General features: G+C 63.7%; 22 protein-coding genes. 20 read left to right on the top strand and 2 right to left on the bottom strand.

Annotated features, from left to right (window positions below):
* Positions 1 to 72: 72 nt before the first annotated feature.
* The 13 genes from hutI to cobA all read left to right on the top strand — a co-directional run bounded on the left by hutI (position 73) and on the right by cobA (position 17815).
* Positions 73 to 1245 carry an imidazolonepropionase gene (gene hutI / locus LDB26_RS00980; protein ID WP_373886149.1) on the top strand — a complete coding sequence of 391 codons (1173 nt, stop codon included), beginning with the start codon at positions 73 to 75 and terminating at the stop codon, positions 1243 to 1245.
* On the top strand, positions 1242 to 2768 hold the full coding sequence (hutH, locus tag LDB26_RS00975; protein WP_257539852.1) for a histidine ammonia-lyase: 1527 nt from the start codon (positions 1242 to 1244) through the stop codon (positions 2766 to 2768). The genes hutI and hutH overlap by 4 nt, the downstream gene beginning before the upstream one ends.
* On the top strand, positions 2765 to 3583 hold the full coding sequence (gene hutG / locus LDB26_RS00970) for an N-formylglutamate deformylase (protein WP_257539850.1): 819 nt from the start codon (positions 2765 to 2767) through the stop codon (positions 3581 to 3583). Before hutH ends, hutG begins: the two co-directional genes overlap by 4 nt.
* Positions 3580 to 5244 (top strand): urocanate hydratase, encoded by a 1665-nt coding sequence (gene hutU, locus LDB26_RS00965; RefSeq protein WP_257539848.1) that lies wholly within the window; start codon positions 3580 to 3582, stop codon positions 5242 to 5244. Before hutG ends, hutU begins: the two co-directional genes overlap by 4 nt.
* Positions 5245 to 5459: 215 nt before the next feature.
* Entirely contained in the window at positions 5460 to 6656 is a 1197-nt protein-coding gene (nhaA, locus tag LDB26_RS00960; RefSeq protein WP_062063086.1) for a Na+/H+ antiporter NhaA, read from the top strand.
* Between the two features lie 142 nt (positions 6657 to 6798).
* Positions 6799 to 7380 (top strand): ANTAR domain-containing response regulator, encoded by a 582-nt coding sequence (locus tag LDB26_RS00955; RefSeq protein ID WP_257539846.1) that lies wholly within the window; start codon positions 6799 to 6801, stop codon positions 7378 to 7380.
* Positions 7377 to 8606, top strand: coding sequence for a CmpA/NrtA family ABC transporter substrate-binding protein (locus tag LDB26_RS00950; RefSeq protein WP_257539844.1), 1230 nt, complete (start codon positions 7377 to 7379; stop codon positions 8604 to 8606). Before LDB26_RS00955 ends, LDB26_RS00950 begins: the two co-directional genes overlap by 4 nt.
* Positions 8607 to 8812: 206 nt before the next feature.
* Positions 8813 to 10057, top strand: coding sequence for a NarK/NasA family nitrate transporter (locus tag LDB26_RS00945; protein WP_257539842.1), 1245 nt, complete (start codon positions 8813 to 8815; stop codon positions 10055 to 10057).
* An 81-nt stretch (positions 10058 to 10138) separates the two neighbouring features.
* The gene (locus tag LDB26_RS00940) at positions 10139 to 11344 is read left to right on the top strand and encodes a hypothetical protein (RefSeq protein WP_257539840.1); all 1206 of its coding nucleotides are present in this window, start codon (positions 10139 to 10141) and stop codon (positions 11342 to 11344) included.
* A 199-nt stretch (positions 11345 to 11543) separates the two neighbouring features.
* Entirely contained in the window at positions 11544 to 14063 is a 2520-nt protein-coding gene (nirB, locus tag LDB26_RS00935) for a nitrite reductase large subunit NirB (RefSeq protein ID WP_257539837.1), read from the top strand.
* Positions 14060 to 14428 (top strand): nitrite reductase small subunit NirD, encoded by a 369-nt coding sequence (gene nirD / locus LDB26_RS00930; protein WP_062063078.1) that lies wholly within the window; start codon positions 14060 to 14062, stop codon positions 14426 to 14428. Before nirB ends, nirD begins: the two co-directional genes overlap by 4 nt.
* Before the next feature lie 5 nt (positions 14429 to 14433).
* The gene (locus tag LDB26_RS00925) at positions 14434 to 17043 is read left to right on the top strand and encodes a nitrate reductase (protein ID WP_257539835.1); all 2610 of its coding nucleotides are present in this window, start codon (positions 14434 to 14436) and stop codon (positions 17041 to 17043) included.
* The gene (gene cobA / locus LDB26_RS00920; RefSeq protein ID WP_257539833.1) at positions 17030 to 17815 is read left to right on the top strand and encodes a uroporphyrinogen-III C-methyltransferase; all 786 of its coding nucleotides are present in this window, start codon (positions 17030 to 17032) and stop codon (positions 17813 to 17815) included. Before LDB26_RS00925 ends, cobA begins: the two co-directional genes overlap by 14 nt.
* A 52-nt stretch (positions 17816 to 17867) precedes the next feature.
* Here cobA and LDB26_RS00915 read toward each other — a convergent pair whose 3' ends face one another.
* Complete coding sequence (locus LDB26_RS00915) at positions 17868 to 18485, bottom strand: TetR/AcrR family transcriptional regulator (protein WP_257539831.1); 618 nt, start codon at positions 18483 to 18485, stop codon at positions 17868 to 17870.
* Positions 18486 to 18634: 149 nt separating this feature from the next.
* Between LDB26_RS00915 and LDB26_RS00910 the strand changes: the two genes are divergently transcribed.
* The 4 genes from LDB26_RS00910 to LDB26_RS00895 all read left to right on the top strand — a co-directional run bounded on the left by LDB26_RS00910 (position 18635) and on the right by LDB26_RS00895 (position 23918).
* Positions 18635 to 20989, top strand: coding sequence for an arylsulfatase (locus LDB26_RS00910; protein ID WP_257539829.1), 2355 nt, complete (start codon positions 18635 to 18637; stop codon positions 20987 to 20989).
* A gap of 182 nt (positions 20990 to 21171) precedes the next feature.
* The gene (locus LDB26_RS00905) at positions 21172 to 22080 is read left to right on the top strand and encodes a formylglycine-generating enzyme family protein (RefSeq protein ID WP_257542215.1); all 909 of its coding nucleotides are present in this window, start codon (positions 21172 to 21174) and stop codon (positions 22078 to 22080) included.
* Positions 22081 to 22211: 131 nt separating this feature from the next.
* A complete protein-coding gene (locus LDB26_RS00900) occupies positions 22212 to 23360 on the top strand; it encodes a cupin domain-containing protein (RefSeq protein WP_062063070.1) in 1149 nt (382 codons plus the stop codon).
* A gap of 6 nt (positions 23361 to 23366) precedes the next feature.
* Positions 23367 to 23918 carry an rRNA large subunit pseudouridine synthase E gene (locus tag LDB26_RS00895; protein ID WP_062063068.1) on the top strand — a complete coding sequence of 184 codons (552 nt, stop codon included), beginning with the start codon at positions 23367 to 23369 and terminating at the stop codon, positions 23916 to 23918.
* Between the two features lie 45 nt (positions 23919 to 23963).
* Here the strand turns inward: LDB26_RS00895 and LDB26_RS00890 are convergent, their stop codons facing one another.
* Positions 23964 to 24479 carry an outer membrane protein assembly factor BamE gene (locus tag LDB26_RS00890; protein WP_062068440.1) on the bottom strand — a complete coding sequence of 172 codons (516 nt, stop codon included), beginning with the start codon at positions 24477 to 24479 and terminating at the stop codon, positions 23964 to 23966.
* A 163-nt stretch (positions 24480 to 24642) separates the two neighbouring features.
* Between LDB26_RS00890 and LDB26_RS00885 the strand changes: the two genes are divergently transcribed.
* Genes LDB26_RS00885 through LDB26_RS00875 form a run of 3 tightly spaced genes read left to right on the top strand, consistent with a single transcriptional unit; the run spans position 24643 to position 26242 of the window.
* Positions 24643 to 25170, top strand: a complete 528-nt coding sequence (locus LDB26_RS00885; protein ID WP_257539827.1) for a ubiquinol-cytochrome C chaperone family protein — start codon at positions 24643 to 24645, stop codon at positions 25168 to 25170.
* Positions 25167 to 25700 carry a DUF177 domain-containing protein gene (locus LDB26_RS00880; RefSeq protein ID WP_257539825.1) on the top strand — a complete coding sequence of 178 codons (534 nt, stop codon included), beginning with the start codon at positions 25167 to 25169 and terminating at the stop codon, positions 25698 to 25700. Before LDB26_RS00885 ends, LDB26_RS00880 begins: the two co-directional genes overlap by 4 nt.
* Positions 25697 to 26242 (top strand): hypothetical protein, encoded by a 546-nt coding sequence (locus tag LDB26_RS00875; protein ID WP_257539823.1) that lies wholly within the window; start codon positions 25697 to 25699, stop codon positions 26240 to 26242. The genes LDB26_RS00880 and LDB26_RS00875 overlap by 4 nt, the downstream gene beginning before the upstream one ends.
* The last annotated feature ends 22 nt before the right edge of the window (positions 26243 to 26264 follow it).

Genomic DNA, 26264 nt, shown 5'->3' with positions numbered 1-26264 from the left:
GTATATACATTATTGAGTCGGCGCCAGAGGCAAAAGGACCGGGCCGTGCTATGTGACAGGATCTGGACCAACATGCGGATCGCGACATTGCGCGCGGACGCACCGGGCCTGGGCTGCATCGAGCGCGGCGCGGTGGGCGCGGTCGAAGGAAACATCGACTTTGTAGGGCCTGCCGCCGACGCGCCGGACGCAAAGGAGATCATCGACTGCCACGGCCGCTGGGCCACGCCGGGATTGATCGACTGCCACACGCACCTGATCCACGGCGGCAATCGCGCGCGTGAGTTCGAAATGCGGCTGGAAGGCGCGTCTTATGAGGAGATCGCGCGGGCAGGCGGCGGCATTATCTCCACCATGAAGGCGACGCGGGCGGCAAGCGAGGCGGAGTTGGTGGCGTCCGCCCTCCCCCGGCTGGATGCGCTGATAGCCGAGGGCGTGACCACGATCGAGGTGAAGTCGGGATATGGTCTCGACCCCGGAACGGAGATCCGGATGCTGCGCGCGGCGCGGCGACTGGGTGCGGAAAGGCTGGTCCGGGTCGAGACGAGCTTTCTGGGCGCTCATGCGCTGCCGCCGGAATTTGCAGGCGATGCGGACGGCTATATCGCCATGCTGTGCGAGGAAGTGATACCGCAAGTGGCTGCGAGTGGACTGGCCGACGCGGTGGACGCCTTTTGCGAGAGCATCGGTTTCACGCCGGAGCAGACGCGGCGGCTGTTCGAGGCGGCCACGCGGTTCGAACTGCCGGTGAAGCTTCATGCCGAGCAGCTTTCCAACCTGCACGGCGCGGCGCTGGCGGCGGCGTTCGGCGCGCTGTCCGCCGATCATCTGGAATATCTGGATGAGAATGGAATCGCGGCGATGGCGCAGGCCGGAACGGTCGCCACTCTACTGCCCGGCGCTTATTATTTCATGCGGGAGACGAAGCTGCCGCCGATTGAAGGACTGCGCCGGGCGGGCGTACCGATCGCGCTGGCGACGGACTGCAATCCGGGCACCTCGCCACTCACCTCGCTGCTGCTGGTCATGAATATGGGGGCGACGCTGTTCCGGCTGACGGTCGCGGAATGTCTGGCGGGCGTCACCCGCAACGCCGCCCGGGCATTGGGGCTGGGCGACCGGATCGGCACCATCGAGGTCGGCAAGAGTTGCGACCTTGCCATCTGGGACATCGAAAGCCCCGCCGAACTTGTCTATCGCATGGGGTTCAACCCCCTCCATGCCCGCATCTGGAGTGGCCAATGATCGACGTCCTGCTTTGCCCCGGCGACGTAGCCCTGGCGGAATGGCGCGCAATCTATCGCGGCGCGGCGGTGCGGCTCGACCCGGCCCATGCCGAGCGCGTGGCAGAAAGCGCGGCGGCGGTGGCGCGCATATTGGCGAAGGGCGATCCCGTCTACGGCATCAACACCGGCTTTGGAAAGCTCGCCAGCGTCCGCATCGGCGACGACGATCTGGCGAGGTTACAGCGTAATATCGTGCTGAGCCATGCGGCGGGCGTGGGCGCGCCCGCGCCTGTGCCGGTGGTGCGGCTGATGATGGCGCTGAAGCTCGCCAGTCTGGCGCAGGGCGCTTCGGGCGTGCGACCGGAAACGGTCGCGCTGCTGGAGGCTATGCTGGCCCAGGGACTGACGCCGGTAATTCCCGCGCAGGGTTCGGTGGGGGCAAGCGGCGACCTTGCGCCGCTGGCGCATATGGCCGCGACGATGATCGGCGTGGGCGAGATTTTCGCCGATGGCGTTCGGATGCCTGCTTCCGACGCCTTGAGGCAGGCAGGGCTCTCACCAGTCGAACTGGGGCCGAAGGAGGGGCTGGCGCTGCTCAATGGGACGCAGTTTTCGTGCAGCCTTGCGCTGGCCGGACTGTTCGAGGCGGAACGGCTGTTCCAGTCCGCGCTGGTGACAGGCGCGCTTTCGACCGAGGCGGCCAGGGGTTCCGACACGCCTTTCGACCCGCGCATCCATGATCTTCGTCGACACAGGGGACAGATTGAGGTCGCCGCGACCCTGCGTGCGCTGATGGCCGGATCGCCGATCCGCGCGAGCCATCTGGAAGGCGATGCGCGGGTGCAGGACCCCTATTGCCTGCGCTGCCAGCCGCAGGTGATGGGCGCGGCACTGGATATGCTGCGGCAGGCGGCGGCCACGCTGGAGATCGAAGCGAACGGCGTTTCGGACAATCCGCTGATCTTCCCCGATACCGATGAGGCGCTATCGGGCGGCAATTTCCATGCCGAGCCGGTCGCTTTCGCCGCCGACATGATCGCGCTGGCGATCTGCGAGATCGGCTCCATCGCGGAGCGGCGCATCGCCATGCTGGTGGACCCGGCACTGTCGGGCCTGCCTGCTTTCCTGACGCCCAGACCCGGCCTCAATTCGGGTTTCATGATCCCGCAGGTGACGGCGGCTGCCCTCGTTTCCGAGAACAAGCAGCGCGCCACTCCTGCCAGCGTCGATTCCATCCCGACATCGGCCAATCAGGAGGATCATGTATCCATGGCCGCCCATGGCGCGCGCCGCCTGCTGGACATGACGGAGAATGCGATGGCGGTGATCGGGATCGAATGGCTCGCCGCCGCGCAGGGCGTGGATTTCCATGCGCCGCTGGCATCAAGCGAACCGTTGGAAGCCGCTCGCGCCTGCTTGCGAAACGAGGTGCCGCCGCTGACCGACGACCGGCATTTCCATCCGGACATGGAGCGGGCCAACGCGCTGATCCGATCAGGCGCGCTGCTTGCCGTCGTCCATGATTTGCCGGGGGTTGCATGACTGACTGGCTGGAAATCACGCGGGGCGACGCGCCGCTGATCGTCGCCTTTCCCCATACAGGTATGGAATTGGCCGATGTGGAGGGAGCTTTCCGGTCGCCATGGCTGGCGCGGCGGGATGCCGACTGGTGGGTGGACCGGCTTTACGGCTTTGCGCGGGGATTGGGCGCGACGACCGTTCGCAGCCGCATTTCCCGCAGCGTGATCGACCTCAATCGCGACCCTTCCGGCGTCTCGCTTTATCCGGGACAGACGACGACAGAGCTTTGCCCGACCTCGACCTTCGACGGCGATCCGCTTTATACCGGCACGACGCCCGGCGATGCGGAGATCGCGCGGCGCAGGGCCATCTGGTTCGCCCCCTATCATGCGGCACTGGAAGGAGAAATCGTTCGGCTGCGAACGCTGCATCCGCGCATCGTCCTCTATGACGCCCATTCGGTCCGCAGCCATGTCCCGCGCCTGTTCGACGGCGAATTGCCACAATTCAATATCGGCACCAATGGCGGCGTCACCTGCGATCCGGCGCTGGAGGCAGCGGTGACGGGCATTTGCGCGGAAGGCCCCTTCAGCCATGTGCTGAACGGGCGTTTCCGGGGCGGGTGGACGACGCGCCATTATGGCCGCCCCGAAAACAGCGTCCACGCGATCCAGATGGAACTGGCCATGCGCGGCTACATGGATGAGCCGGATATTCTCGATGAGGGCAATTGGCCGCCCCCTTTCAATCCGGCGCGCGCCGCCGCTATCGTCCCGATCCTCACCCGCATATTGCAGGCCTGCATCACCTTCGCCCGGCAGGAATCCAGATCATGACCCGCATCGACAACAGCCGCATCATCAAGGCTCCGACCGGTATGGCGCTTTCCGCCAAAAGCTGGCTGACCGAAGCACCGCTGCGGATGCTGATGAACAACCTCCATCCCGACGTGGCGGAACGGCCGGAGGAACTGGTCGTCTATGGCGGCATCGGCCGGGCCGCACGCGACTGGGAGAGTTATGACCGGATTATCGAGACTCTGAAGCGGCTGGAGGACGACCAGACCCTGCTCATCCAGTCAGGCAAGCCCGTGGGCGTGTTCCGCACGCATGAAGATGCGCCCCGCGTCCTCATCGCCAACTCCAACCTCGTCCCGCACTGGGCGAATTGGGAGCATTTCAACGAACTCGATAAGCGCGGCCTCGCCATGTACGGACAGATGACGGCAGGCTCATGGATTTATATCGGCACGCAGGGCATCGTGCAGGGCACCTATGAAACTTTCGTCGAGATGGGCCGCCAGCATTATGGCGGCGACCTTGGCGGCAAATGGTTGCTGACGGCGGGTCTGGGCGGCATGGGCGGCGCACAACCGCTCGCCGCCGTGATGGCCGGTGCATCCTGCCTGGCCATCGAATGCCAGCCGAGCCGGATCGATATGCGCCTGCGGACGGGCTATCTGGATGTCGCCGCCTCCACCATTGAGGAAGCGATGGCGATCATCGGGAAAAGCTGCGCCGACAGGAAGCCGGTGTCGGTCGGCCTGCTAGGCAATGCAGCGGAAATCCTGCCGGAGCTTTACCGGCGCGGTATCCGGCCGGACCTGCTCACCGACCAGACCAGCGCGCATGATCCGGTGAACGGCTACCTCCCTATCGGCTGGACCGTCGCGCAATGGATCGAGCGGCGCGAGCGCGAGCCCGCAGCCGTGGCGAAGGCGGCGAAAGCCTCCATGGCCGTTCATGTCCGCGCCATGCTCGACTTCCAGGCGGCGGGCGTGCCGACCACCGACTATGGCAACAACATCCGGCAGATGGCGAAGGATGAGGGGGTGGAGAATGCCTTCGACTTTCCCGGCTTCGTGCCCGCCTATATCCGGCCGCTATTCTGCCGGGGCATAGGGCCTTTTCGCTGGGCGGCCCTGTCAGGCGATCCGGAGGATATCTATCGAACCGACGCCAGGGTGAAGGAATTGCTGCCCGACAATACCCATCTCCACAACTGGCTCGACATGGCGCGAGAGAAAATCCGGTTTCAGGGCCTACCCGCGCGCATTTGCTGGGTGGGGCTGGGCGACCGGCACCGGCTGGGCCTCGCCTTCAACGAGATGGTGGCGAAGGGGGAGTTGAAGGCGCCGGTGGTCATCGGACGCGACCATCTGGACAGCGGATCGGTCGCTTCCCCCAATCGCGAAACGGAAGCGATGAAGGACGGTAGCGACGCCGTCAGCGACTGGCCGCTACTCAACGCATTGCTCAACACCGCTTCGGGCGCGACCTGGGTATCGGTGCACCATGGCGGAGGCGTGGGGATGGGTTTTTCCCAACATAGCGGCATGGTCATCGTTGCCGACGGCACGGCGAAAACGGCAGAGCGGCTGGAGCGGGTGTTGTGGAACGATCCGGCGACGGGCGTGATGCGGCACGCTGATGCGGGGTATGAAATCGCACGCGATTGTGCGGTGGACAAGGGACTGGACCTGCCGGCCATCCTGTAGGAACGGGAAAGGCGGACTATTCGCGCTCAATATCCATCCACGGCGGCGCACGCCGTGGATTTATTCATACAAGGATGGAAAAGTCCCTGTATATCGTTACAAAAAGGGGCTTCCCCTCCTCTTCCCGGTAACGTGGACATGCCTGACAAATCACTTCCTTCCATCGGCCCGTCATTTCGCGCGCCCTTCCCAGCCGTCACGACGGGCACTCGGCCATGAGGGTCACGCGCCCTTCGGCACTGCGGAATTTCCTTCAGAGCGAAGCTGCCGGAGGCATCATCCTGATGGCGGCGGCGGCATTGGCGATGATCGTGGCCAACAGCCCGCTTGCCGACGGCTATTTCCATGTCCTGCATGTCAAGATCGGCCCGATGTCCGTGCTGCACTGGATCAATGACGGGCTGATGATGCTTTTTTTCCTGCTCGTCGGGCTGGAGATCAAGCGGGAATTTGTCGACGGGCATCTGGCAAGCTGGTCGGACCGGGCGCTTCCCGCCATCGCGGCTGCGGGCGGCATGGCGGTACCGGCTCTGGTCTATCTAGCCTTTGCCGGGTCGACGCCGGGCCTGGCGAGAGGCTGGGCCATACCGGCGGCCACAGATATAGCCTTCGCCATCGGTGTCATGGCCCTGCTGGGATCACGGGTTCCCACCTCGCTCAAGCTGTTCCTGACCACCGTCGCCATAGTGGACGACATGGGCGCCGTGGCGATCATAGCGCTCGCCTATACAAATGAGATCCGGGGCCTTGCCCTGCTTTCGGCCGCTCTCGTCATGGGGGCCATGTTCATTCTCAACCGGGTGGGGGTAAAACAGCTCTGGCCCTATCTGATACTGGCTTTCCTGTTGTGGCTAGCGGTGCTGCTGTCCGGCGTTCATGCCACCATCGCCGGGGTGCTGGCCGCCGCCCTCATCCCGATCCGCGCCACGCCTGGCGCCCCGGACGCCGCCGATTCCCCGCTTCACCGGCTGGAACACGGGCTGCATCCTTATGTCGCTTATGGCATCATTCCCTTGTTCGGCTTTGCCAATGCGGGCGTTGCGTTCGCGGGTCTTGGCATGGGCGACCTGATAGCGCCCTTGCCTCTCGGCGTTGCCGCAGGACTGTTCTTGGGCAAGCAGGCAGGGGTCTTTGCCGCCCTCTGGCTATGCGTTCGTTCCGGGCTGGCTGGCAAGCCAAGCGGCGCGAACTGGACGCAGATCTATGGCGTATGCGTCCTGTGCGGCATCGGTTTCACCATGAGCCTGTTCATTGGCGGACTGGCCTTTCCCGATCCCATATTGATGGATGAAGTGAAAATCGGCGTGCTCGGTGGATCGCTCCTGTCCGCACTGGCAGGCTATGCGCTGCTACTGAGCGCGGGAAAGCGCAAGGAGCGCGAACAGCTATCCGGGATGGCCGCCGGGAACTAGACGGTCCATCGCGGTCGTTCGGGCCTGTCATGCCATCGCTGCGCCCCGCACGCCTACATGAATGTTCCGGTAACAATCGCGGGGCATTGACGGGGGGAGGACTGTCGGCAATGGCGTGACAGGGGCGACAGGGTGTGGCTGGATGAGAATCGTCATCATCGATGACAGCGGGTTGCGGGCCACGGTCCTGGAGGAAGGACTGCGCGAAGCGGGCTATGACGACATTCACATCGTCCCACCGCGCGGCGCTTTTGTCGCGCGTCTTGAACGCATGGCGCCCGATGTTGTCCTGATGGATCTTGGCAGCCCGAGCCGCGATACGCTGGAGGAGATGTTGACGGTCAGCCGCGCGCTCGCCCGTCCTATCGCCATGTTCGTGGACCAATCGGACGAAGCAATGATCGGCGCGGCCATCGATGCTGGCATATCCGCCTATGTGGTCGACGGGCTTCGGAAGGAACGGGTGAAGCCGGTGTTGGAACTGGCGGTCCGGCGCTTCAACGCCTTTGCTCGCATACAGACCGAGTTGGAGGAAGCACGCACCGCCCTGTCCGACCGCAAGATCATCGACCGGGCCAAATCCATATTGATGCACCAACGCGGCCTCAGCGAACCGGATGCCTATGCACTGCTGCGGACCAGCGCGATGAATCAGGGGAAGAAGATCGTGGATGTCGCCCAGGCTCTCGTCACCGCCAGCGACCTGCTCGGGGGACCGGCATGATGACGACGCTGCGTATCGCATTCCTGCCCCTGACCGATGTCGCCGTGCTGGCGGTCGCGCGGGAACGGGGCTTTGCCGAAGAAGAAGGCATTTCGCTCGACCTCGTCCGCACGACCAGCTGGGCAACATTGCGCGACCGGCTGATCTTCGGCCAGGTGCAGGCGGCGCATATGCTGGCTCCGCTGGCCGTGGCGGTGACATTGGGCCTCAGCCAGCAGGGCGCATCTCTGGCCGCGCCCTATAAACTCAGCGTCAACGGCAACATGCTGGTGATGGCACGCGATTTCGCGCAGGCGCTGGACCCGGACATCGCCCGGCGTCTCCACGATCCGCTGGGCACCGCCCATGATTTTGCCGCCGCCATCGGCCTTTGGCGGCGCAAACCGGTGATCGGCGTCGTCCACCGCTTTTCCAGTCATGCGATCATGCTCCGCTATTGGCTGGCGAGCGCGGGCGTGGACCCGGATCGCGATGTCATATTGCGGGTGCTGCCGCCGTCGCTGACGACTGAAGCGATGAGAGCCGGGGAAATTGACGGCTTTATCGCCGGTGAGCCATGGGGCAGCGCGGCGGTCGAGGTTGGTCTGGCTGAAGCGGTGGCCGTGGGCGAACGTATCTGGCAGCGGGGCGTGGAGAAAGTGCTGACCTTCCGCACGGATTGGCTGGAGGCAAATCCCTCCATCGCGGATCGGCTGCTGCGTGCGCTCGCAAGGTCGGCCGCCTGGTGCGACGACGCCTCCAATCACGCGGCGCTGGCGCATCTGCTGTCCGATCCGCGCTATGTCGATCAGCCTGCGGAGCTGATCCAGCGCGCCATGTCCGGGCAAATTGTCGCCCGGATGGGCATGGCGCCGCTTTCCATGCCCGATTTCATGCTCTTTTCGCGGGAAGCGACTGCCTTTCCATGGCGCAGTCAGGCGCTGTGGATCTATTCCCAGCTGGTGCGCTGGAAGATGGTCGACCACAGCCCCGCCAACATGGCGAACGCGGCGGGCGTTTTCCGCCCGGACGTCTTCCGCCGTGCGCTGGCGGACAGCGACGTCGCCTTGCCCGGCGCCAGCATGAAGGTCGAAGGGGCGGTCAATACGCCGTTAGCGGTGGGATCGAAGCGCGGGGAACTGACTCTGGGGCCGGACCGCTTCTTTGATGGGCGCGTCTTCGACCCGGAACGAATCGACGATTTTCTCGCCGGTTTTGATGCGGCGCGGCAAGATTTCGCCCCGTAAATTGTGCCTTGCAACATGGTTGCAATCGCGAGATAAGATAAGAGTCGCGCGACGAAGCGCGTTTTTACAGGACGAGCCCTCCCAACGCCGGGACTAAGCTCTCCCCCTAATATTTTGCAGCAAAGCCGCTGGCCGGACTTCGGAAAAAACGAGGTTCGGAGAGCGGCTTTTTTCGTGTCCATTTCACAAGATTGAAGGACGTCATCATGGCAACTGCTTATTGGGATCGCCCGTCCGACGGCGAAGGGGAAGCCAGCCCGACCAGCTTCTGGAAAGCTGGTCATACGCCGACCTTGATCGCCGCCTTTCTCTATTTCGACCTGGCTTTCATGGTCTGGGTGCTGCTGGGACCGCTTGCTCCCTCCATCGCCAGTGCGCTGGCGCTGACCCCCGCCGAAAAGGGGCTGATGGTCGCGACGCCCACGCTGATGGGCGCGCTTCTGCGTGTCGTGAACGGCCTGCTGGTCGATCGGATCGGGCCGAAACGGTCGGGCGCGATCAGCCAGATCATCGTCATCGCCGGACTGTTTACCGCCTGGATGATGGGCGTCAACAGCTTCGGCGGCACGCTGGCGCTGGGTGTGATCCTTGGCTTTGCGGGAGCAAGCTTCGCCATCGCGCTGCCGCTGGCGAGCCGCTGGTATCCGCCCGAACATCAGGGCAAGGCGATGGGCCTTGCCGGCATGGGCAATTCGGGCACGGTGCTCGCCTCGCTCTTCGCGCCGGGGCTGGCCAAGCTGTTCGGCTGGAACGCGGTGCTGGGGCTTGCCTGCATCCCGCTTTCGATCGTGTTCGTGGTGTATATGCTGATGGCGAAAGACGCGCCCAACGCACCGCCGCCCAAGCGGCTGGCCGATTATTTCCATCCCCTCAAAACCGCCGACGCCTGGTGGCTGATGGCCTTCTATGCCGTCACATTCGGCGGTTTCGTGGGTTTGGCCGCATCGCTGCCGATCTATTTCACCGACCAGTTCGGATTGAGCCCCGTCACCGCTGGATATTGCACCGCAGCATGCGTTTTCGCGGGATCGCTGGTGCGGCCCATGGGCGGCGCGCTGGCCGACCGGATCGGCGGAGTGCGGGCTTTGATGATCGTCTATCTGGTCGCGGCGCTGGCGCTGTCCGCCGTCGCTTATGCTTCGACATTGGCGGCCGCGCTTTGCTTCTTCGTGGCGGCGATGCTGGCGCTGGGCGTGGGCAACGGCGCGGTGTTCCAGCTCGTCCCGCAGCGGTTCCAGGAGGAAATCGGCGTCATGACCGGCCTTGTCGGCATGGCGGGCGGGATAGGCGGTTTCTATCTTGCTTCGTCGCTCGGCATCGCCAAGCAGATGACGGGCAGTTTCGCGGCGGGTTTTCTGATCTTCGCAGCGTTGGCCGTGCTGGCTTTCCTCGGCATCGCCATGGTGCGCGGCCGCTGGCGCGCGACCTGGAGCAGCGGCGCGCGAATCTGAAATGGGAGAGGGAAAGGCGGCGGCCCATGAGGGCAGCCGCCCTTCCCATGCATCACATCGTCCGAAGGGGGACAATCTTCCATGAAACTGTTTCTTGCATCGGCGGCCGCGCTGGCCGTCGCAGGCCCCGCTTGCGCCCAGCAACTGACGCTGAGGCCCATCGCCGAAGCCCGGCTGCGTTATGAGCATGTCGATCAGGACGACCTTGCCAGACAAGCAGACGCGCTCACTATCCGCGCGCGGGCAGGACTGGCCGCCCGCAGCGGCGCGATCAGCGCGACAATAGTCGGGCAGGGAACGCTGGCCATGATCGACCATTATTATGACGGGTTGAACGGCGCTCCAACCCGGCCGCTGGTGGCCGATCCGCAGAATGTTGCGCTCGTCATCGCGCAGCTTCAATATGCGACGAAAGACCTGACATTGACCGCCGGACGGCAGAAGATCGCTCTGGATGATGAACGCTTCGTCGGCAATGTTCCCTTCCGCGACAATGCCCAGACCTTCGATGCCATCCGAGTCGAACTCATGCCTCTGCCGAAACTGAAGCTGGATGTCGCCTATGCCTGGAGCGTGCGGTCGATCTGGGGCATTGACGGCAATGGGGCGCGGCAACAGGCGGTGAGCGGCGATAATATCCTTGCCAACCTGTCCTATGTCACGCCGGTCGGCACGCTGACGGGCTTTGCCTATCTGATCGATCAGGATGAAGCGGCGGTGCAGGGTTTTCGCCTGTCCAGCCAGACTTACGGCGCGCGGCTGGCGGGAAGCCGCGCCCTCTCAAGCATCGCAAAGATCGGCTATCAGTTCAGCTATGCGCGGCAATCCGACTATCGCGCCAATCCCAGTCGCTATGCGGCGGATTATTGGCTGGCCGACGCGACGCTGGACGTAAAGGGATGGAAACTCAACGTCGGATATGAGGTGCTGGGCGCCGACAGGGGCGCGGCGCTCACCAGTTTCCAGACGCCGCTCGGCAGCAACTTCAAATTTCAGGGCTGGGCGGACAAGTTGCTGACGACTCCGCCTAACGGCGTGCGCGATTTCCATGTTGGCGGCGGCTATGGCTGGAAACAGCTGGGGCCGCTTTCCGCCGTGGCGCTGCAAGCAACATGGCATCGGTTCGACAGTGACCGGCTAAGCCTGCATTATGGCGATGAGATCAATCTTCTCGCATCCGCGAAGATCGAAAAGACCGCGTTTTCGATCCGCTACGCACATTATGAGGCCGATGATCTGGCTAGCGATACCGACAAATTCTGGTTCCAGGTCGACTGGAGTCTCTAAGGCGCAGGAATCGCTTGACCGCAAAGCGATTCGGCATATGCTGCGATGCAAAGGACAGGGTAGTCCTCTTATTTCATAGCCAAAGCGGTCCATCGGCGGGCCGTCCAGGCGCGAATGATGGCAAGGCCGCCATCCAGACTTCGGGTTTCAAATCCCGGGGTCCGGATGGCGGCCTTTTTCTTTTCTGGAGAAACCGGGGATGGAATTTCAGGACGGGATCAGTCCGGCGGCGGAGAATGAAGAAAACATCTTCATGCCGCCGCATGATGATCGGGAACATCTGGTCGTCGTGGGCAACGGCATGGCCGGTTGCCGCGCGGTCGAGGAACTGCTGGCGCGGGATGCGGGGCGTTATCGCGTCACCATCTTCGGCGCAGAGCCTTATGTGAACTATAACCGGATCATGCTTTCGCCGGTTCTGGCGGGCGAAAAGACGTTCGACGACATCATTATCAACAGCCGCCAATGGTATGATGACAATGGCATCGAACTGATCGCGGGCGATCCGGTGATGGCCATCGACCGCACCGGCAGGACCGTCACCAGCCAGTCGGGCCGCGCCGTCGGCTATGACAAGCTGCTGATCGCTACCGGATCGGACCCCTTCATCATCCCGGTGCCGGGGAAGGATCTGCCCGGCGTCATCAGCTTCCGCGACATGAAGGATGTCGACACCATGCTGGAAGCCGCTGCGAATGGCGGCGGCGCGGTGGTGATCGGCGGCGGCCTGCTCGGCCTTGAAGCGGCGCACGGCCTGACGCTGCGCGGCATGAAGGTGACGGTCATCCATTTGATGCCCACGCTGATGGAGCGCCAGTTGGACGAGGCGGCGGGCTGGTTGCTCAAGACCGCGCTGGAAGAACGCGGCCAGACCATCCTGACCGGCGCGGATACCGCTGAAATCTATGGCGACGGCAAGGTCGAGGGCGTTCGCCTGAAGGACGGCCGCGAAATCCCGGCAAATCTGGTGGTGATGGCGGTGGGCATCCGTCCCTCGGTCGCTCTGGCGCGTGAGGCGGGGCTCGATATCGGGCGCGGCATCAAGGTCGACGATCATATGGTGACGAGCGACCCCGACATCCTCGCCGTCGGCGAATGCGTTGAACATGACGGCAATGTCTACGGCCTTGTCGCGCCGCTGTGGGACATGTGCCGCAGCCTCGCCGACGGCCTGACCGATCAGCACACGGGCTATAAGGGTTCGGTCACGTCGACCAAGCTGAAGGTCGCAGGCCTCGACGTTTTCTCCGCTGGCGACTTCTCCGGCGGGGAAGGCTGCGAGGATATCGTCCTGCGCGACGCTTCGCGCGGGGTCTATAAGCGGGTCATCGTCAGGGACGACCGGATCGTGGGGGCGGTGCTCTATGGCGACACGGCGGACGGCGGTTGGTATTTCGACCTGCTCAGGAAAGGCGATGACGTCTCCGAAATTCGCGACCTGCTGATCTTCGGTCAGGCTTTCGCCTCCGGGGGTGGGCAGGCGGACCCTAAGGCGGCCGTTGCGGCGCTCTCGGATGATGCCGAGATCTGCGGCTGCAACGGCGTCAGCAAGGGGCAAGTCGTCGCCTGCGTCGAGGCGGGCAATGGCACGCTGGACGCGGTGCGCGCAACCTGCAAGGCATCTGCAAGCTGCGGCTCCTGCACCGGCCTTGTCGAAACCCTGCTCGCGGTGACGCTGGGCGACGATTATTCGGGGGAGCGCGCCACCAGGACGGTCTGTAAATGCACCAGCTTCGGCCATGACGATGTCCGCCGCGAAATCGTCGCGCAGGGCATGAAGTCGATCCCGGAAATCATGCAGAAGCTGCATTGGTCGACGCCCGATGGCTGCTCCTCCTGCCGTCCAGCGCTCAATTACTATCTGCTCTGCGCGCTGCCCGGCGATTATGAGGACGACCAGCAGAGCCGCTTCGTCAATGAACGGATGCACGCCAATATCCAAAAGGATGGCACCTATTCGGTCGTGCCGCGCATGTGGGGCGGTCTCACCAACCCTCGCGAGTTGCGCGCGATCGCCGATGTAGTTGAGAAATATAACGCCCCCATGGTGAAAGTGACCGGCGGCCAGCGGCTCGACATTTTCGGCATCAGGAAGGAAGACCTGCCCGCCGTCTGGGCCGATCTCAATGCCGCGGGCATGGTGTCGGGCCATGCCTATGGCAAGTCGCTCCGCACGGTGAAGACGTGCGTGGGCAGTGAATGGTGCCGCTTCGGCACGCAGGATTCGACCGGCCTTGGCGTCAAGATCGAGCGGATGACCTGGGGTTCGTGGATGCCCCACAAGTTCAAGATCGCGGCATCGGGCTGCCCTCGCAACTGCGCGGAGGCGACGATCAAGGACTTCGGCGTGGTCTGCGTGGATAGCGGCTATGAACTGCATGTCGGCGGCAATGGCGGCATCCATGTCCGCGCCACCGACCTGCTCTGCAAGGTCGCGACCGAGCAGGAGGCGCTCGATTACTGCGCCGCCTTCATCCAGCTCTACCGCGAGGAAGCGCGTTACCTCGAACGCACCGCGCCGTGGATCGAACGCGTCGGCGTCGACTATGTAAAGAGCCGCATCGTCGATGACGAGGAAGGCCGCGAGGCGCTTCGTGCCCGCTTCCTCTTCTCCCAAAGCTTCAGTCAGGAAGACCCCTGGGCGCGCCGCGCCGCGGGCGAAGACGCCGAACTGCATCAACACCTCGCCGAAGTGCGCCCCATGGAGTTTGCCGCATGACCGTCTCGAACAATGTCGGAGATTGGCTGGATATCGGCCCGGTGAGCCAGATTTCGCCCGGCAACGCCCGGACCCTGCCGGTGCGCGGCGGGGAGGAGATCGCGATATTCCACACGCTGGACAACCAATTTTATGCGCTGGTCAACAAATGCCCGCACAAACAGGGACCGCTGAGCCAGGGCATCGTCCATGGCAATGTCGTCGCCTGTCCGCTGCACAACTGGAACATCTCGCTCAAAACCGGCGAGGCGCTGGGCAGCGACGAAGGGTGCGTGCCGACCATCCCGCTCAAGGTCGACGCTGGCCGCATCTACCTGCTGCGCGATGCGGTGATACCGGCCCGGACGACGAGGAAGGCGGCCTGAAGACGATGGGGCAACCGATCCGCACCACTTGCGCCTATTGCGGTGTCGGCTGCGGCATATCGGCCACGCCGACCGGCCCGCGGTCCGTGCAGATCAAGGGGGATGAAGCGCATCCGGCCAATGCCGGGCGGCTATGTTCCAAGGGCACGCATCTGGGCGAAACGGTGAGCCTGCAAGGCCGCCTGCTCCATCCGATGATCGGCCAAAGGCGGGCAAGCTGGGACAAGGCGCTGGACCTTGTGGCTAAACGCTTTCGCGAAACGATCGACCGCCACGGCCCCGACAGCGTGGCCTTCTATGTCTCCGGCCAGTTGCTGACCGAGGATTATTATGTCGCCAACAAGCTGATGAAGGGCTTCATCGGCTCGGCTAATATCGACACCAATTCGCGCTTGTGCATGTCGAGCGCAGTCGCGGGCCATACCCGCGCTTTCGGCGAGGATGTCGTGCCCGCCAGCTATGGCGATCTGGCGGAAGCGGACCTGATCGTCCTGGTCGGCTCCAACACCGCATGGTGCCATCCGATCGTCTATCAGCGCATCCAGGCCGCCCGCGCCGCGCGTGGCACGAAACTGGTGGTGATCGACCCGCGCCGTACCGAAACCTGCGAAGGCGCGGACCTGCATCTGCCCGTGAAGCCCGGCACCGATGTGGCGCTGATGAACGGGCTGCTCGCCTGGGTGGATCAGGCGGGCGTCACCGACCCCGCTTTCCTGGCCGGGCATGTCAACGCGCCGGAGGGCTTCTGGGAACATATCCGCACCGGCCACGATCTGTGGACCGTCGCGAAAACCTGCGACATCGCCCCTGCTCTGCTCCAGCAGTTTTTCGAGCTGTTCGCCGCGACCCCGCGCACCGTCACCCTGTTCAGCCAGGGCATCAACCAGTCGATCCGCGGCACCGATCAGGTCAATGCGATCATCAACGTCCACCTCGCCACGGGACGCATCGGCAAGCCTGGCGCGGCGCCATTTTCGATCACCGGACAGCCCAACGCCATGGGCGGGCGCGAAGTCGGGGGCCTCGCATCGACATTGGCGGCGCATATGGACTTCGCGCCGGAGAATGTGGAACGGGTGGGCCGTTTCTGGGCCGCGCCCGCCATGGCGGCCAAGCCGGGCCTGAAAGCCGTCGACCTGTTCCGTGCGATGGGCGAGGGCCGGATCAAGGCGCTCTGGGTGATGGCGACCAATCCCGCCGTCTCGCTTCCCGATGCAGGTCGCGTGCGCGATGCGATGGAAGCGTGCCCCTTCGTCGTCGTTTCGGATGTGATCGCCGACACGGACAGCGCCGCTTATGCCCATGTTCGCCTGCCCGCCGCCGCATGGGGGGAAAAGGACGGGACCGTCACCAATTCGGATCGCACCGTCAGCCGCCAGCGTGCGCTCCTCCCGCTCCCCGGCGAAACCAGACCCGACTGGTGGATCATCAAGGAGGTCGCCCGCCGCATGGGTTGGCGCAATGCTTTCGCCTATGACCGGCCAGCCGAAATCTGGCGCGAACATGCGCGCCTGACCGCTTATCAGAATGACGGCGCGCGCGTGCTGAACCTGCGATCCCATGCCACCATCGGCAATGATGCCTATGAAGCGATGGAACCGTTCCGCTGGGGCGGCGCAGCTTTCGCCGATGGCCTCTTTCCCACGGCCGACGGCAAGGCGCGGCTGGTGCCGGTCAGGCAGATGGAGGTGCAGGCGCCGCTCAAGGACTGGCCGATGACGCTCAACACCGGGCGCTATCGCGATCAATGGCACACGATGACCCGCACCGGCCTTTCCCCCAAATTGGCCCGGCATCGGGAAGAACCGCTGGTCGAAATCCATCCGCGGGACGCACGGGCGCTCGAACTGGAGGAAGGCGACCTCGCTCGTGTTTCCACGCCGCAAGGCGACAGCCTGTTTCGCGTGATGTTCAACGAAGGCCAGCGACCCGGAGAGATATTCACGCCGATCCACTGGACCGATCAGACATCGACCGGCGGCCGCACCGGCCTGTTGCCGCGCCCACTCACCGACCCTCATTCCGGCCAGCCCGGCTTCAAGTCGACGCCTGCCCGCGTCGAACGGCAAGCGGTGGAATGGAAAGGCTTCCTCATCCTTCGCGGCACAGACCCGGTGCGCCTCCCCTGCCTCTGGGCGACGCGCGTCACCGTGCCATCCGGTGCGCTATACGAGGTCGCGGGCAATGGCGATCCCTCGCGGTTGGAGGCATGCCTGCCCAAAGGCGACAGGGTGGAGGCCATCGACGTTACGCGCGGCACCCGCCGTGTGGCCATTATCAGCGATGGCCAACTGGCTGGCGTGCTGTTCGTCACGCGCAGCGGCATCCTCCCTTCGCGCGACTGGCTGATCGACCAGCTTCAGGCGCCCGCCGTCGGCGCTTCGGTCCTCGCCGCGCGGGGGCCGGGGAACCAGCCGGACAAGGGCGCAACCATCTGCGTCTGTTTCGACATCGGCCTTAATCAGATCGTGGCGGCCATCCGCGAACAGCAGCTGGTCGATGTGCCCGCGATCGGCAAAGCGTTGGGCGCGGGGACCAATTGCGGCTCCTGCCGTCCGGCGCTCGCCAGCATCCTCGCCCAGAGCAAGCAGGAGACGCTCCATGCAGCAGAATGAGCTTATCGCCCCCGGTGAGGTCTGGCTGGTCGGCGCCGGACCGGGCGACCCGGACCTGCTCACCCGAAAAGCCGAAAAGCTGATCGTGGCGGCGGAGATTGTCTTTTACGACGCGCTGGTGGGACCGGGTGTGCTGGACCTCGTACCGGACGGCACGGAAGTGGTGAGCGTCGGCAAGCGCTCCGGCCGCCACAGCAAGGCACAGGAAAGCATCAATGACCTGCTGCTCGTCGCGGCGAAAGCGGGCAAGCGCGTCGTGCGCCTCAAGGGCGGCGATCCATCGGTCTTCGGACGATCGGCGGAAGAAATGGCATATTTGGCAGAGGAAGGGATTCCAGTCCGCATCTGTCCCGGCATCACCACCGCCAGCGCGGCGGCGGCAAGCGGCAACGCCTCGCTTACCTTGCGGGGTGTGGCGCGCGGACTGACGCTGGTGACGGCGCATCTCAAGGCGGGCCAACCGCTGCAACTCGACTGGGACGTGCTGGCGCGCGCCGGCGGCACGCTGGGCATCTATATGGGCCGCGCGGCCGCGAGCGAGATCAGCCGTTCCCTGATCGCCGCCGGACGCGATCCCGAAACGCCAGTGATGGTGGCAGTCAATGTGTCGCTACCCAATGAACGGCTTATCCGGGGCAAGCTCTCGGCGCTTGCCTTCCTCGTCGCGACGATCAGCGATGAAGATCCAACGCTGCTTCTGATCGGCGAAGCCGTTGCGGGCTTCGCGCAGGAGCATGAGGTGGGCAAGCACCTATATTGCACAACCGAATGAGAGCTGCGGCCAAGAACCGCTGAAACCACGAAATGCCGGGGAATCCGCTAACTCAAGGGGCTCCCAGCGCGGCGGCGGCCATGCGTACCGCATCCATGAATTTCGCTTCAAAGGCGCGGGCGTCGCATCCATCCTCGTCGGCCAGATATATGGCTTGCAGCATCAATATATTCACGAGCTGGAGCCGGAAAACGAGCTTTTCCTTGCTCAGCGCCGGGCAAAGCCGGGCTTGTTCCTGGGTGATTTCCGCCACGGAAGGCACGAGCGAGCGCACCTCCGTCCAGTGATGGGCCGACCGCTTGTCGTTGACGATCTGCGCCAGGAAACGCGCATAGCTGCGACGCCCATTTTCGTCGACTTCTTCGATGATGGGCCGAAAGGTCGCCTCGATCAGCTTTTCCAGATCAAAACCAGCAGGCCGGGCTTCTTCCAGCATGCGCCGGCGACGGTTTTCCACAAAGGGAAGGCGCCGTTCGAATATCGCCCGGATCAGCCCGTCCTTGTCGCCGAAATGATATTGGACGGCGAAATTGTTCACCTGGCTGGCGGCGGTCGCGATGTGACGCAACGATATGGAGGACACCCCCTCCTCACCGAAGAGGCGTTCCGCCGCGCGGATGATATCATCCGCCGCGCTGCCGCTTTTTTTCTTAAGGGGCAAACGGGCCATATGTCTCTCAGCGCCTATCCAGCAATGCTTGACTCTTCCTGATCCCAATATTAGCAGACTGTCAATTAATAAGGCATGTGCCTGAAAAAATAGACGGTCGATTGATTTGCTGATCAGATGAAAAATCGCCGTCATAAGGGAGGATAGCAATGATGCGAACGTCGATGCTGGCGATGGCAATGACCCTGGCGAGCGCGCCGGGCATGGTAGGCACGGCCCATGCCACCTCATCAGATACGGCGTCGCGCGATATCCTGCCTGTTCCCGTCCCGTCCTTCAGCGGGACCATGGAACCTTCGCTCAGGGAATCGAAACCGGTCTGGGCGGAAAAGGTCAAGGCGCCCGCAGGCGCGCCCAATATCCTGTTGGTGCTGACCGACGATGTCGGTTTCGGCGCGTCCAGTACCTTCGGCGGGCCGATTCCGACCCCCAATCTCGACCGGCTGGCGAAACAAGGCGCGCGTTATAATAATTTCCATACCACCGCCATGTGCTCGCCGACGCGCGCGGCGTTGCTGACGGGACGCAATCATCATGGCGTGGGCACTGGCGCGTTGACCGACATCGCCATGGGCTTTCCGGGTTATAATGGCGAACTGCCTGCGACCTCCGCCACGATTGGCCGCATATTGCAAGGCAATGGTTACAGCACGGCCTGGTTTGGCAAGCACCACAATGTGCCGGGCGACGAATCGGGCGAAACCGGCCCCTTCACGCGCTGGCCGACGGGCCTGGGTTTCGAGGAGTTTTATGGCTTCGTGGGACCAGAGACGGACCAATTCCGCCCGACGCTCTATCACGGAACCCAACCGGTCAGCCTGGAAGGCCGCGATCCGACGATGCTGCTGGACCGGGATTTGATCGACCATGCGATCGGCTGGCTGCACAGCCAACAGGCCGCCACGCCCGACAAGCCCTTCTTTCTCTATTATGCACCCGGTTCCGCCCACGCGCCTCATCAGGCGCCTCCCGAATGGATGGCCCGGTTCAAGGGCAAGTTCAACGATGGCTGGGATGCAGAACGCGCCAGAACGGTCGCGCGGCAGCAAGAGATGGGCATCATTCCCAAGGGGACGGCGGTGTCACCCCGCCCTCAGGCGCTGCCAGCATGGGACAGTCTCGACGCCGATCATCAGCGCCTCTATGGCCGCTATATGGAAGCCTATGCGGCCATGCTGGCCTATCAGGACCATGAATTTGGGCGATTGCTGGACGAATTGGAGCGCACCGGCACGCTTGCCAATACATTGATCATCTTCATCGAGGGCGACAATGGAGCCAGCGGCGAAGGCGGCCCCGAAGGCAGCGTCAACGAACTCGCCAAGCTGACCGGACAGCCGGACCAGAGCTTCGAGGAACAGCTCCGCAATATCGACAAGCTTGGAGGCCCCGACAGCTATCAGGTCTATCCGGCCGGCTGGGCTTGGGCCATGAACGCCCCCTTCCCCCTGTTCAAGCAGATCGCTTCCCATCTGGGCGGCACGCGCAATGGACTGGTCGTTGCATGGCCCAATCATATCGGCCAGCCGCAGCAAATGCGCGAGCAGTTCCATCACGTCAACGACATCCTGCCGACCGTGCTGGAGGCTACCGGCATACCGGCGCCGAAATTCGTCGACGGCGCCCCTCAGCATAGCCTGGACGGGGTAAGCATGGCCTACAGCTTTACGGGCCCCTCCCTCCCCAGCCGCCATGCCGTCCAATATTTCGAACTATTGGGCAATCGCGCAATCTATCGTGACGGATGGCTGGCTGCGACCAATCCGGGCCGGATGCCTTGGCAGCAGAAATCGGCAACCGAACCGCAAGACTTCACATGGTCGCTCTATAATCTCAAAAGCGATTTCGCGCAGGCAAAGGACCTGGCGGCAACCGAACCGAAGCGGCTGGCCGAGATGCAGGCGCTGTTCGATGCGGAAGCGCGTCGCAACAATGTCTATCCCTTGCGCGCCAATCTGGACCCGGTCGAATCCGCGCGCATGCGGCGGCCGGAAACCCCAAGATTGAACTATGTCTTCTGGGGAGAGCTGAGTCTGCCCTGGGCAAAGCAACCGATGCTGGCCCGCGGCTTCACGATCGACTGCGATGTCACGCTGTCCAACGCTTCCAATGGCGCGCTTGTCGCCACCGGCAGCAACCTGGGCGGTTGGTCCTTTGGCCTGGACAAGGGCATCCCCTTCGCCATCCACGCCGCATCCAGCGCGGAAGCGGACCAGTATCATATCACTGCCACCTCTCCTCTCCCGGCCGGAAAGCAGACCCTGACATTCTCTTTCGTGCCGGATGCGCCCAGGCCGGGAGCCCCCGGCCTTCTCACCATCGCCGCCAATGGCCGCACTATCGGCCAGGGCCGGATCGACCGGGTCGGCATGATGCCCGCTGGCCCCGGTGAAACCTTCGATGTGGGTGACGATCGTGGCCGCCCGGTAACCGATTATGCAGGAACACCGCATTTTGACGGACGCATTGAACGCATCGGCATCACTCTGGGCATGAAGCAGTGAATCGGGAGCGGCGTCCAAGAACAGGGTCAGCCTTTGGGATGGGTGGCGGCGCCTGTTCCAGGATAGATTGCCCAATGCGGCGGTTCTGACCTACGGTTGCATCAGCCCCACTTATGCGAAAGCCTGTGACGGAATGAATAATGCCTGTTCAAATTGAGCCGCAAGCCAACGACAGGCCCGGCATGACCTTCATTGCGGGGGACGCCTTTTGGATGGGCTCGGACGAACATTATCCTGAAGAGGCGCCCGCCCGTCAGGTTCGCGTCGATGATTTCTGGATCGACACCCTGCCTGTGACCAATCGGCAGTTCAAGCAATTCGTGGCGACCACAGGCTATGTAACGCTCGCGGAAATGGCCCCCGACCCAGCGGATTATCCTGATGCCCCACCCCATATGCTGCGGGCCGGCTCATCGCTATTCGTTCCTCCTGAAAAAAAGGTAAGCTTATCCAACAGCCTGCAATGGTGGACCTTTTGCTTTGGCGCGGATTGGCGGCATCCCGCTGGACCGGACAGTTCGATCGACGCATTGCTCGACCATCCGGTCGTCCATATCGCCTATGCCGATGCCAGCGCCTATGCGACATGGGTGGGTAAGGATCTGCCAACTGAGGCCGAATGGGAATTTGCCGCCCGTGGCGGGCTGGATCGCGCGGCTTTTGCCTGGGGCGACGCACTGACGCCGGACGGAAAGATGATGGCCAATTATTGGCAAGGGGCCTTTCCAACGGAAAATCTCATGACCGATGGCTATGCCGGGACATCTCCGGTGGGCGCCTTTCCACCCAATGGCTATGGGCTTTACGACATGATCGGCAATGTCTGGGAATGGACAGCCGACTGGTACAGCGCCGGCGCCAAGGGAAAGGATTCGCCATCCTGTTGCATTCCCAGCAACCCGCGCGGTGGGGATGAAAGGGGCAGCCATGATCCTTCCGATCCCGGAGCAGCCTTTCCCCGCAAAACCCTCAAGGGCGGGTCGCATCTCTGCGCGGAAAATTATTGCCAGCGTTATCGCCCTGCGGCGCGCTATCCCCAGACAATCGACACGTCTACGTCTCATATCGGATTCCGATGCGTAGTGCGTTGAGAAAGCTGGAAAATATCTGGTCTTGAAATCGGGAAGGAACAGGCCGCGCCGCGCGCCCTGGCAGTTCTGGTCGCCCCCCGGGAAAGCGATAGATTTTTGACAGCGGACGCCTATGGGCGCATGGGCGAGGCATGCAAATTGCCGATTTCGACGTCGACCTGTTCCTGCGCGACCATTGGCAGAAACGCCCGCTGCTGATCCGCAACCCATGGAAAGAGTGGCGTAATCCGCTCGACCCGGACGAATTGGCGGGCCTCGCCTGCGAAGAGGGCGTGGAATCACGCCTCATCACACGCGACGCAGGCCGTCTGGCGGCGGAAAGCGGTCCGCTGGCCGAAACCCGCTTCGGCGAACTCGACAGCAACCCCTGGACGCTGCTGGTGCAGGCCGTGGACCATCATGCGCCCGAGGTAGCCGAACTGGTCGAACCGTTCCGTTTCGTGCCTGACTGGCGCATCGACGATGTGATGGTCAGCTATGCCACGGACGGAGGCGGGGTCGGGCCGCATTACGACCAATATGACGTGTTTCTGGTGCAGGGACTGGGCAAGCGGCGATGGCGCGTAGGACCGCGATGCGATTCCGCGACGCCGCTGCTGCCGCACGACGACCTGCGCCTGATTGCCGATTTCGAAGCGACGGGCGACTGGATACTCGAACCCGGCGATATTCTCTATGTCCCGCCCTGTTTCGCACATGAAGGGGTGGCGGTCAGCGACGATTGCATGACCTATTCAATCGGTTTTCGCGCACCGTCGCGCGCCGAGCTGATCGAAAGCTGGTGCGAGCATCAGGCCGACGGATTGCCGGATGAGGATCGCTATACCGATCCCGACCTGACGCTACAGGCCAATCCCGGCGAAATCGCCACGTCGGCCATCGACCGTCTGCACGAAATGGTGATGGAGGCTCTGTCCGATCGCGATGCCTTCGCCCGTTGGTTCGGGCTTTACAACAGCCTGCCCAAATATGCCGAAACGGACTGGCGGCCGGAAGAGGCGATCGGGCAGCAGGCCGTGCGCGCGCTGCTGGCCGAAAGCGTACCGCTCAGCCGCAACCCGGCCAGCCGCTTTTCCTTCATCCGGCAGAAGGAAGAAACGCTCCTGCTATTCGTGGACGGCCATTGCTTCGACTGCGCGGGCGATACGGCCTTGCTGGCCGAACGGTTATGCGCGGGATCGACCATAATGGACCCGGCCCTTGCCGCATCGGCTCCTGCCGCTGTGCTGATTGCGGCCCTGATCGACCAGGGCAGCCTGGCGTTTGATGACGAGGACTGAGGCGCGATGACGCTCATCCTGTTCAACAAGCCCTATGGCGTGTTGTGCCAGTTCACCGACGAAAGCACCGGCCCGCCCCGTCCGACGCTGGCCGCGTTCATCGACATGCCGGGCGTCTATCCCGCCGGGCGGCTGGACCTCGACAGCGAAGGGTTGTTGCTGCTGACCGACGATGGCCGGTTACAGGCGCGGATCGCCGATCCCCGCTTCAAGGTGCCGAAAACCTATCTGGTGCAGGTTGAAGGTGATCCCGACAAGGCTGCGCTGGAATCATTGCGGGGCGGCCTGCGCCTCAAGGATGGCCCGACTTTGCCAGCTCAGGTCGAACGCATCGAAGAACCGGCGCTCTGGCCGCGCGATCCACCGGTTCGGTTTCGCAAGACCGTGCCGGATTGCTGGCTGCGACTGACGATCCGCGAAGGGCGCAACCGGCAAGTGCGGCGCATGACGGCAGCAGTCGGGCATCCGACGCTGCGGCTGGTGCGCTGGCGTATCGGCGACTGGACGCTCGATGGAATTGGACAGGGCCAATGGCGCGAAGCGGAAAAGATCGGCTAGGCGCGCGAACGATGCCTGTCATGATGGCATCGAGGCCGCGGCAGCTCAGCTACCGTTAGGGCCACCGCCCGGACTGGTCGCGCCACCGCCGCCGCCCATGCCGCCAGCGCCCACCGCCCCGATATTGCCGAAGATTTCCTGGAACAGGCTGCGATGACGGCCCAGCGTCGGGGTCTTTTCACCCCAGGGCTTCACCTTCGCCACATCTTCAAGGCCCATGCGGTCGACCGCCACGACGTTGCCGGCCGGGTCGAATCGCACATGCAGGACGGTCTGCGCCACAGGCTTGGGGTTGGAAAAGGCCAGCGACCGCATGTCGCGGGACACATAATACCAGTCCTGATCGCCGAACTGTGCCGCGAAACTGGGGCGGCCCAACGTGCCTTCCACCGATGCGCGGTTGTCGATGCCCGGCTGCACCGAATCGACCAGCAGTTTGTCAACCTGATACCCCTGATGCGTACGAATCCGCGTGCAGCCCGACGTGCCCAGAAGCAGCGCGCAAAGGCCGACCGCGAGCATGATCCGCCCGCTGCGGGATTGGCGGCTGAACTGGCGCATGAACTTCTCCTGCGGGGATCGGCCCCCAAACCCAAGAAACATCAAGCCGCCATTGCATCGGGCGGCGCGCCGATCAATATGGAAATGCATGGGCCTCGGCAAGGGGCCGCAGCACGGGCGGCTAAAAACCGCCTTTCAACCGATCGTGAAAAGCAGGCAGATCATGTCCATACCCGCCCCGTCCTTCCTCCAGCGCCTGTTCGGGCGGCGCGATCCCAAAGAAGGGCTGATGCCGCTTTATCACGCCGTCGTGGCGGAGGGCCGCCAGCCGCACTGGTATGCGAAAGGCGCGGTTCCCGATACGCTGGACGGACGTTTCGATATGATCGTCGCCATATTGGCGCAGGTGCTGATCCGGCTGGAGCAGCAGGGGGCCAAGCAGGAAAGCGTGTGGCTGACCGAATTGTTCGTGGACGACATGGACGGCCAGCTCCGGCAGGAAGGGATAGGCGACGTCGTCGTCGGCAAGCATATCGGTCGCATGGTGAGCGCGCTGGGTGGGCGCCTGGCGGCCTATCGCGCCGCGTTGGAAGGGGACGGCGACCTTGGCGAAGCGTTGCGCCGCAACCTCTATCGCGGGGCCGAGCCTTCGACCGATGCCCTCGCCCATGTCGAGGGCACATTGCGCGAACGCTGGATACGGCTGGGCTGCCTGTCCCGCGATGCGCTGCTAACGGGAGACCTTGGATGAACGACAACACGGCACCTGAATTTTCGCGGCCCGTGCGGCTCGATCAGCTTGGCCGCCACGCCGATCCCACGGCCATCGTCGCGAACGAGGCGGAACGCGAAGCATTGGCGCGCCGTTTCAACCTGCTCGCGCTCGACCGGCTGCAAGCGGATTATGCGCTGGCGCAAGAGGATGGCGCGATCATCGCGCGGGGCCATGTGAAGGCCGATCTGGCCCAGCCCTGCGTCGCCACTGGCGTGCCCGTGCCAGAGACGATCGACAGCGATTTCCTGCTGCGCTTCGTGGCCGAGGACCAGATGCAGCCCGAAGGCGAGGAACTGGAACTCGATGCGGAGGATTGCGACACCATCGGCTATACCGGCAACGTCATCGACATGGGCGAAGCAGTCGCGGAAACGGTGGCGCTGGCGATGACGCCCTATCCCCGCTCACCGCAGGCAGACATCCATCTGCGCGAAGCGGGTGTCATGTCGGAGGAGCAGGCCAGTCCCTTCGCGGCCCTTCTTTCGATCAAGGGCGCCAAGGAATGAAGGCGTTCCTTTCTGCGGCCCTGTTCCTGCCCGGCTTCACGCTGCCCGCTCTGGCCGCCGAACCGTCCACCTTGATCGGCGAAAGGCGCGCGCGCGTCGAATGGGCGAAAGCGGAAAACCGCAAGGACTGCGCCCCGCTGGCGCTGGCGGCATCGAGCCAGCCGGAAGGCGCTCCACGCTCCGCTTATTTCGGTGGGGGCTGGGGTGTCGCCTTCGACCTGCCAGACCAGCGTAGCGCCTATGGCTTCGCCGGTACGGGCCTTTTGCCGGACGATGACGCGGACGTGGCTGTCCAGCGGGACAGGCTCTATCGCCAGTGGCCCTATTTCCGCGACCTCGCGCAATTTCCCGGCGCTTCCTTCGCGGGCTATGGACAGGAAGGGGCGGAACCTTATCCCGCCGCAAACCGCGAAGGCGTGGCCCTGCAATCGCTTGCCTATGTGCGGATCGCGGGGCAGCGGTGCACCTATAATGTGTGGAGCCGGATCAGCCGCGCTCATCTCGAATGGATGCTCGACAATTTGCGGGTCGTGACCGACTGACTCTGTTTCCCTTTCGTTCCCG

This window comes from Sphingobium sp. CFD-1 (genome assembly GCF_024611115.1).
Taxonomy (GTDB): Bacteria; Pseudomonadota; Alphaproteobacteria; order Sphingomonadales; family Sphingomonadaceae; genus Sphingobium; species Sphingobium baderi_A.
This window is presented reverse-complemented; position numbering and strand designations above follow the sequence as displayed.

Excerpts from the sequence above, each read along its gene's own strand:
- hutI (WP_373886149.1), top strand. The coding sequence starts at position 73 with ATGCGGATCGCGACATTGCGCGCGGACGCACCGGGCCTGGGCTGCATC.
- hutH (WP_257539852.1), top strand. The coding sequence starts at position 1,242 with ATGATCGACGTCCTGCTTTGCCCCGGCGACGTAGCCCTGGCGGAATGG.
- hutG (WP_257539850.1), top strand. The coding sequence starts at position 2,765 with ATGACTGACTGGCTGGAAATCACGCGGGGCGACGCGCCGCTGATCGTC.
- hutU (WP_257539848.1), top strand. The coding sequence starts at position 3,580 with ATGACCCGCATCGACAACAGCCGCATCATCAAGGCTCCGACCGGTATG.
- nhaA (WP_062063086.1), top strand. The coding sequence starts at position 5,460 with ATGAGGGTCACGCGCCCTTCGGCACTGCGGAATTTCCTTCAGAGCGAA.
- LDB26_RS00955 (WP_257539846.1), top strand. The coding sequence starts at position 6,799 with ATGAGAATCGTCATCATCGATGACAGCGGGTTGCGGGCCACGGTCCTG.
- LDB26_RS00950 (WP_257539844.1), top strand. The coding sequence starts at position 7,377 with ATGATGACGACGCTGCGTATCGCATTCCTGCCCCTGACCGATGTCGCC.
- LDB26_RS00945 (WP_257539842.1), top strand. The coding sequence starts at position 8,813 with ATGGCAACTGCTTATTGGGATCGCCCGTCCGACGGCGAAGGGGAAGCC.
- LDB26_RS00940 (WP_257539840.1), top strand. The coding sequence starts at position 10,139 with ATGAAACTGTTTCTTGCATCGGCGGCCGCGCTGGCCGTCGCAGGCCCC.
- nirB (WP_257539837.1), top strand. The coding sequence starts at position 11,544 with ATGGAATTTCAGGACGGGATCAGTCCGGCGGCGGAGAATGAAGAAAAC.
- nirD (WP_062063078.1), top strand. The coding sequence starts at position 14,060 with ATGACCGTCTCGAACAATGTCGGAGATTGGCTGGATATCGGCCCGGTG.
- LDB26_RS00925 (WP_257539835.1), top strand. The coding sequence starts at position 14,434 with ATGGGGCAACCGATCCGCACCACTTGCGCCTATTGCGGTGTCGGCTGC.
- cobA (WP_257539833.1), top strand. The coding sequence starts at position 17,030 with ATGCAGCAGAATGAGCTTATCGCCCCCGGTGAGGTCTGGCTGGTCGGC.
- LDB26_RS00915 (WP_257539831.1), bottom strand. The coding sequence starts at position 18,485 with ATGGCCCGTTTGCCCCTTAAGAAAAAAAGCGGCAGCGCGGCGGATGAT.
- LDB26_RS00910 (WP_257539829.1), top strand. The coding sequence starts at position 18,635 with ATGATGCGAACGTCGATGCTGGCGATGGCAATGACCCTGGCGAGCGCG.
- LDB26_RS00905 (WP_257542215.1), top strand. The coding sequence starts at position 21,172 with ATGACCTTCATTGCGGGGGACGCCTTTTGGATGGGCTCGGACGAACAT.
- LDB26_RS00900 (WP_062063070.1), top strand. The coding sequence starts at position 22,212 with ATGCAAATTGCCGATTTCGACGTCGACCTGTTCCTGCGCGACCATTGG.
- LDB26_RS00895 (WP_062063068.1), top strand. The coding sequence starts at position 23,367 with ATGACGCTCATCCTGTTCAACAAGCCCTATGGCGTGTTGTGCCAGTTC.
- LDB26_RS00890 (WP_062068440.1), bottom strand. The coding sequence starts at position 24,479 with ATGCGCCAGTTCAGCCGCCAATCCCGCAGCGGGCGGATCATGCTCGCG.
- LDB26_RS00885 (WP_257539827.1), top strand. The coding sequence starts at position 24,643 with ATGTCCATACCCGCCCCGTCCTTCCTCCAGCGCCTGTTCGGGCGGCGC.
- LDB26_RS00880 (WP_257539825.1), top strand. The coding sequence starts at position 25,167 with ATGAACGACAACACGGCACCTGAATTTTCGCGGCCCGTGCGGCTCGAT.
- LDB26_RS00875 (WP_257539823.1), top strand. The coding sequence starts at position 25,697 with ATGAAGGCGTTCCTTTCTGCGGCCCTGTTCCTGCCCGGCTTCACGCTG.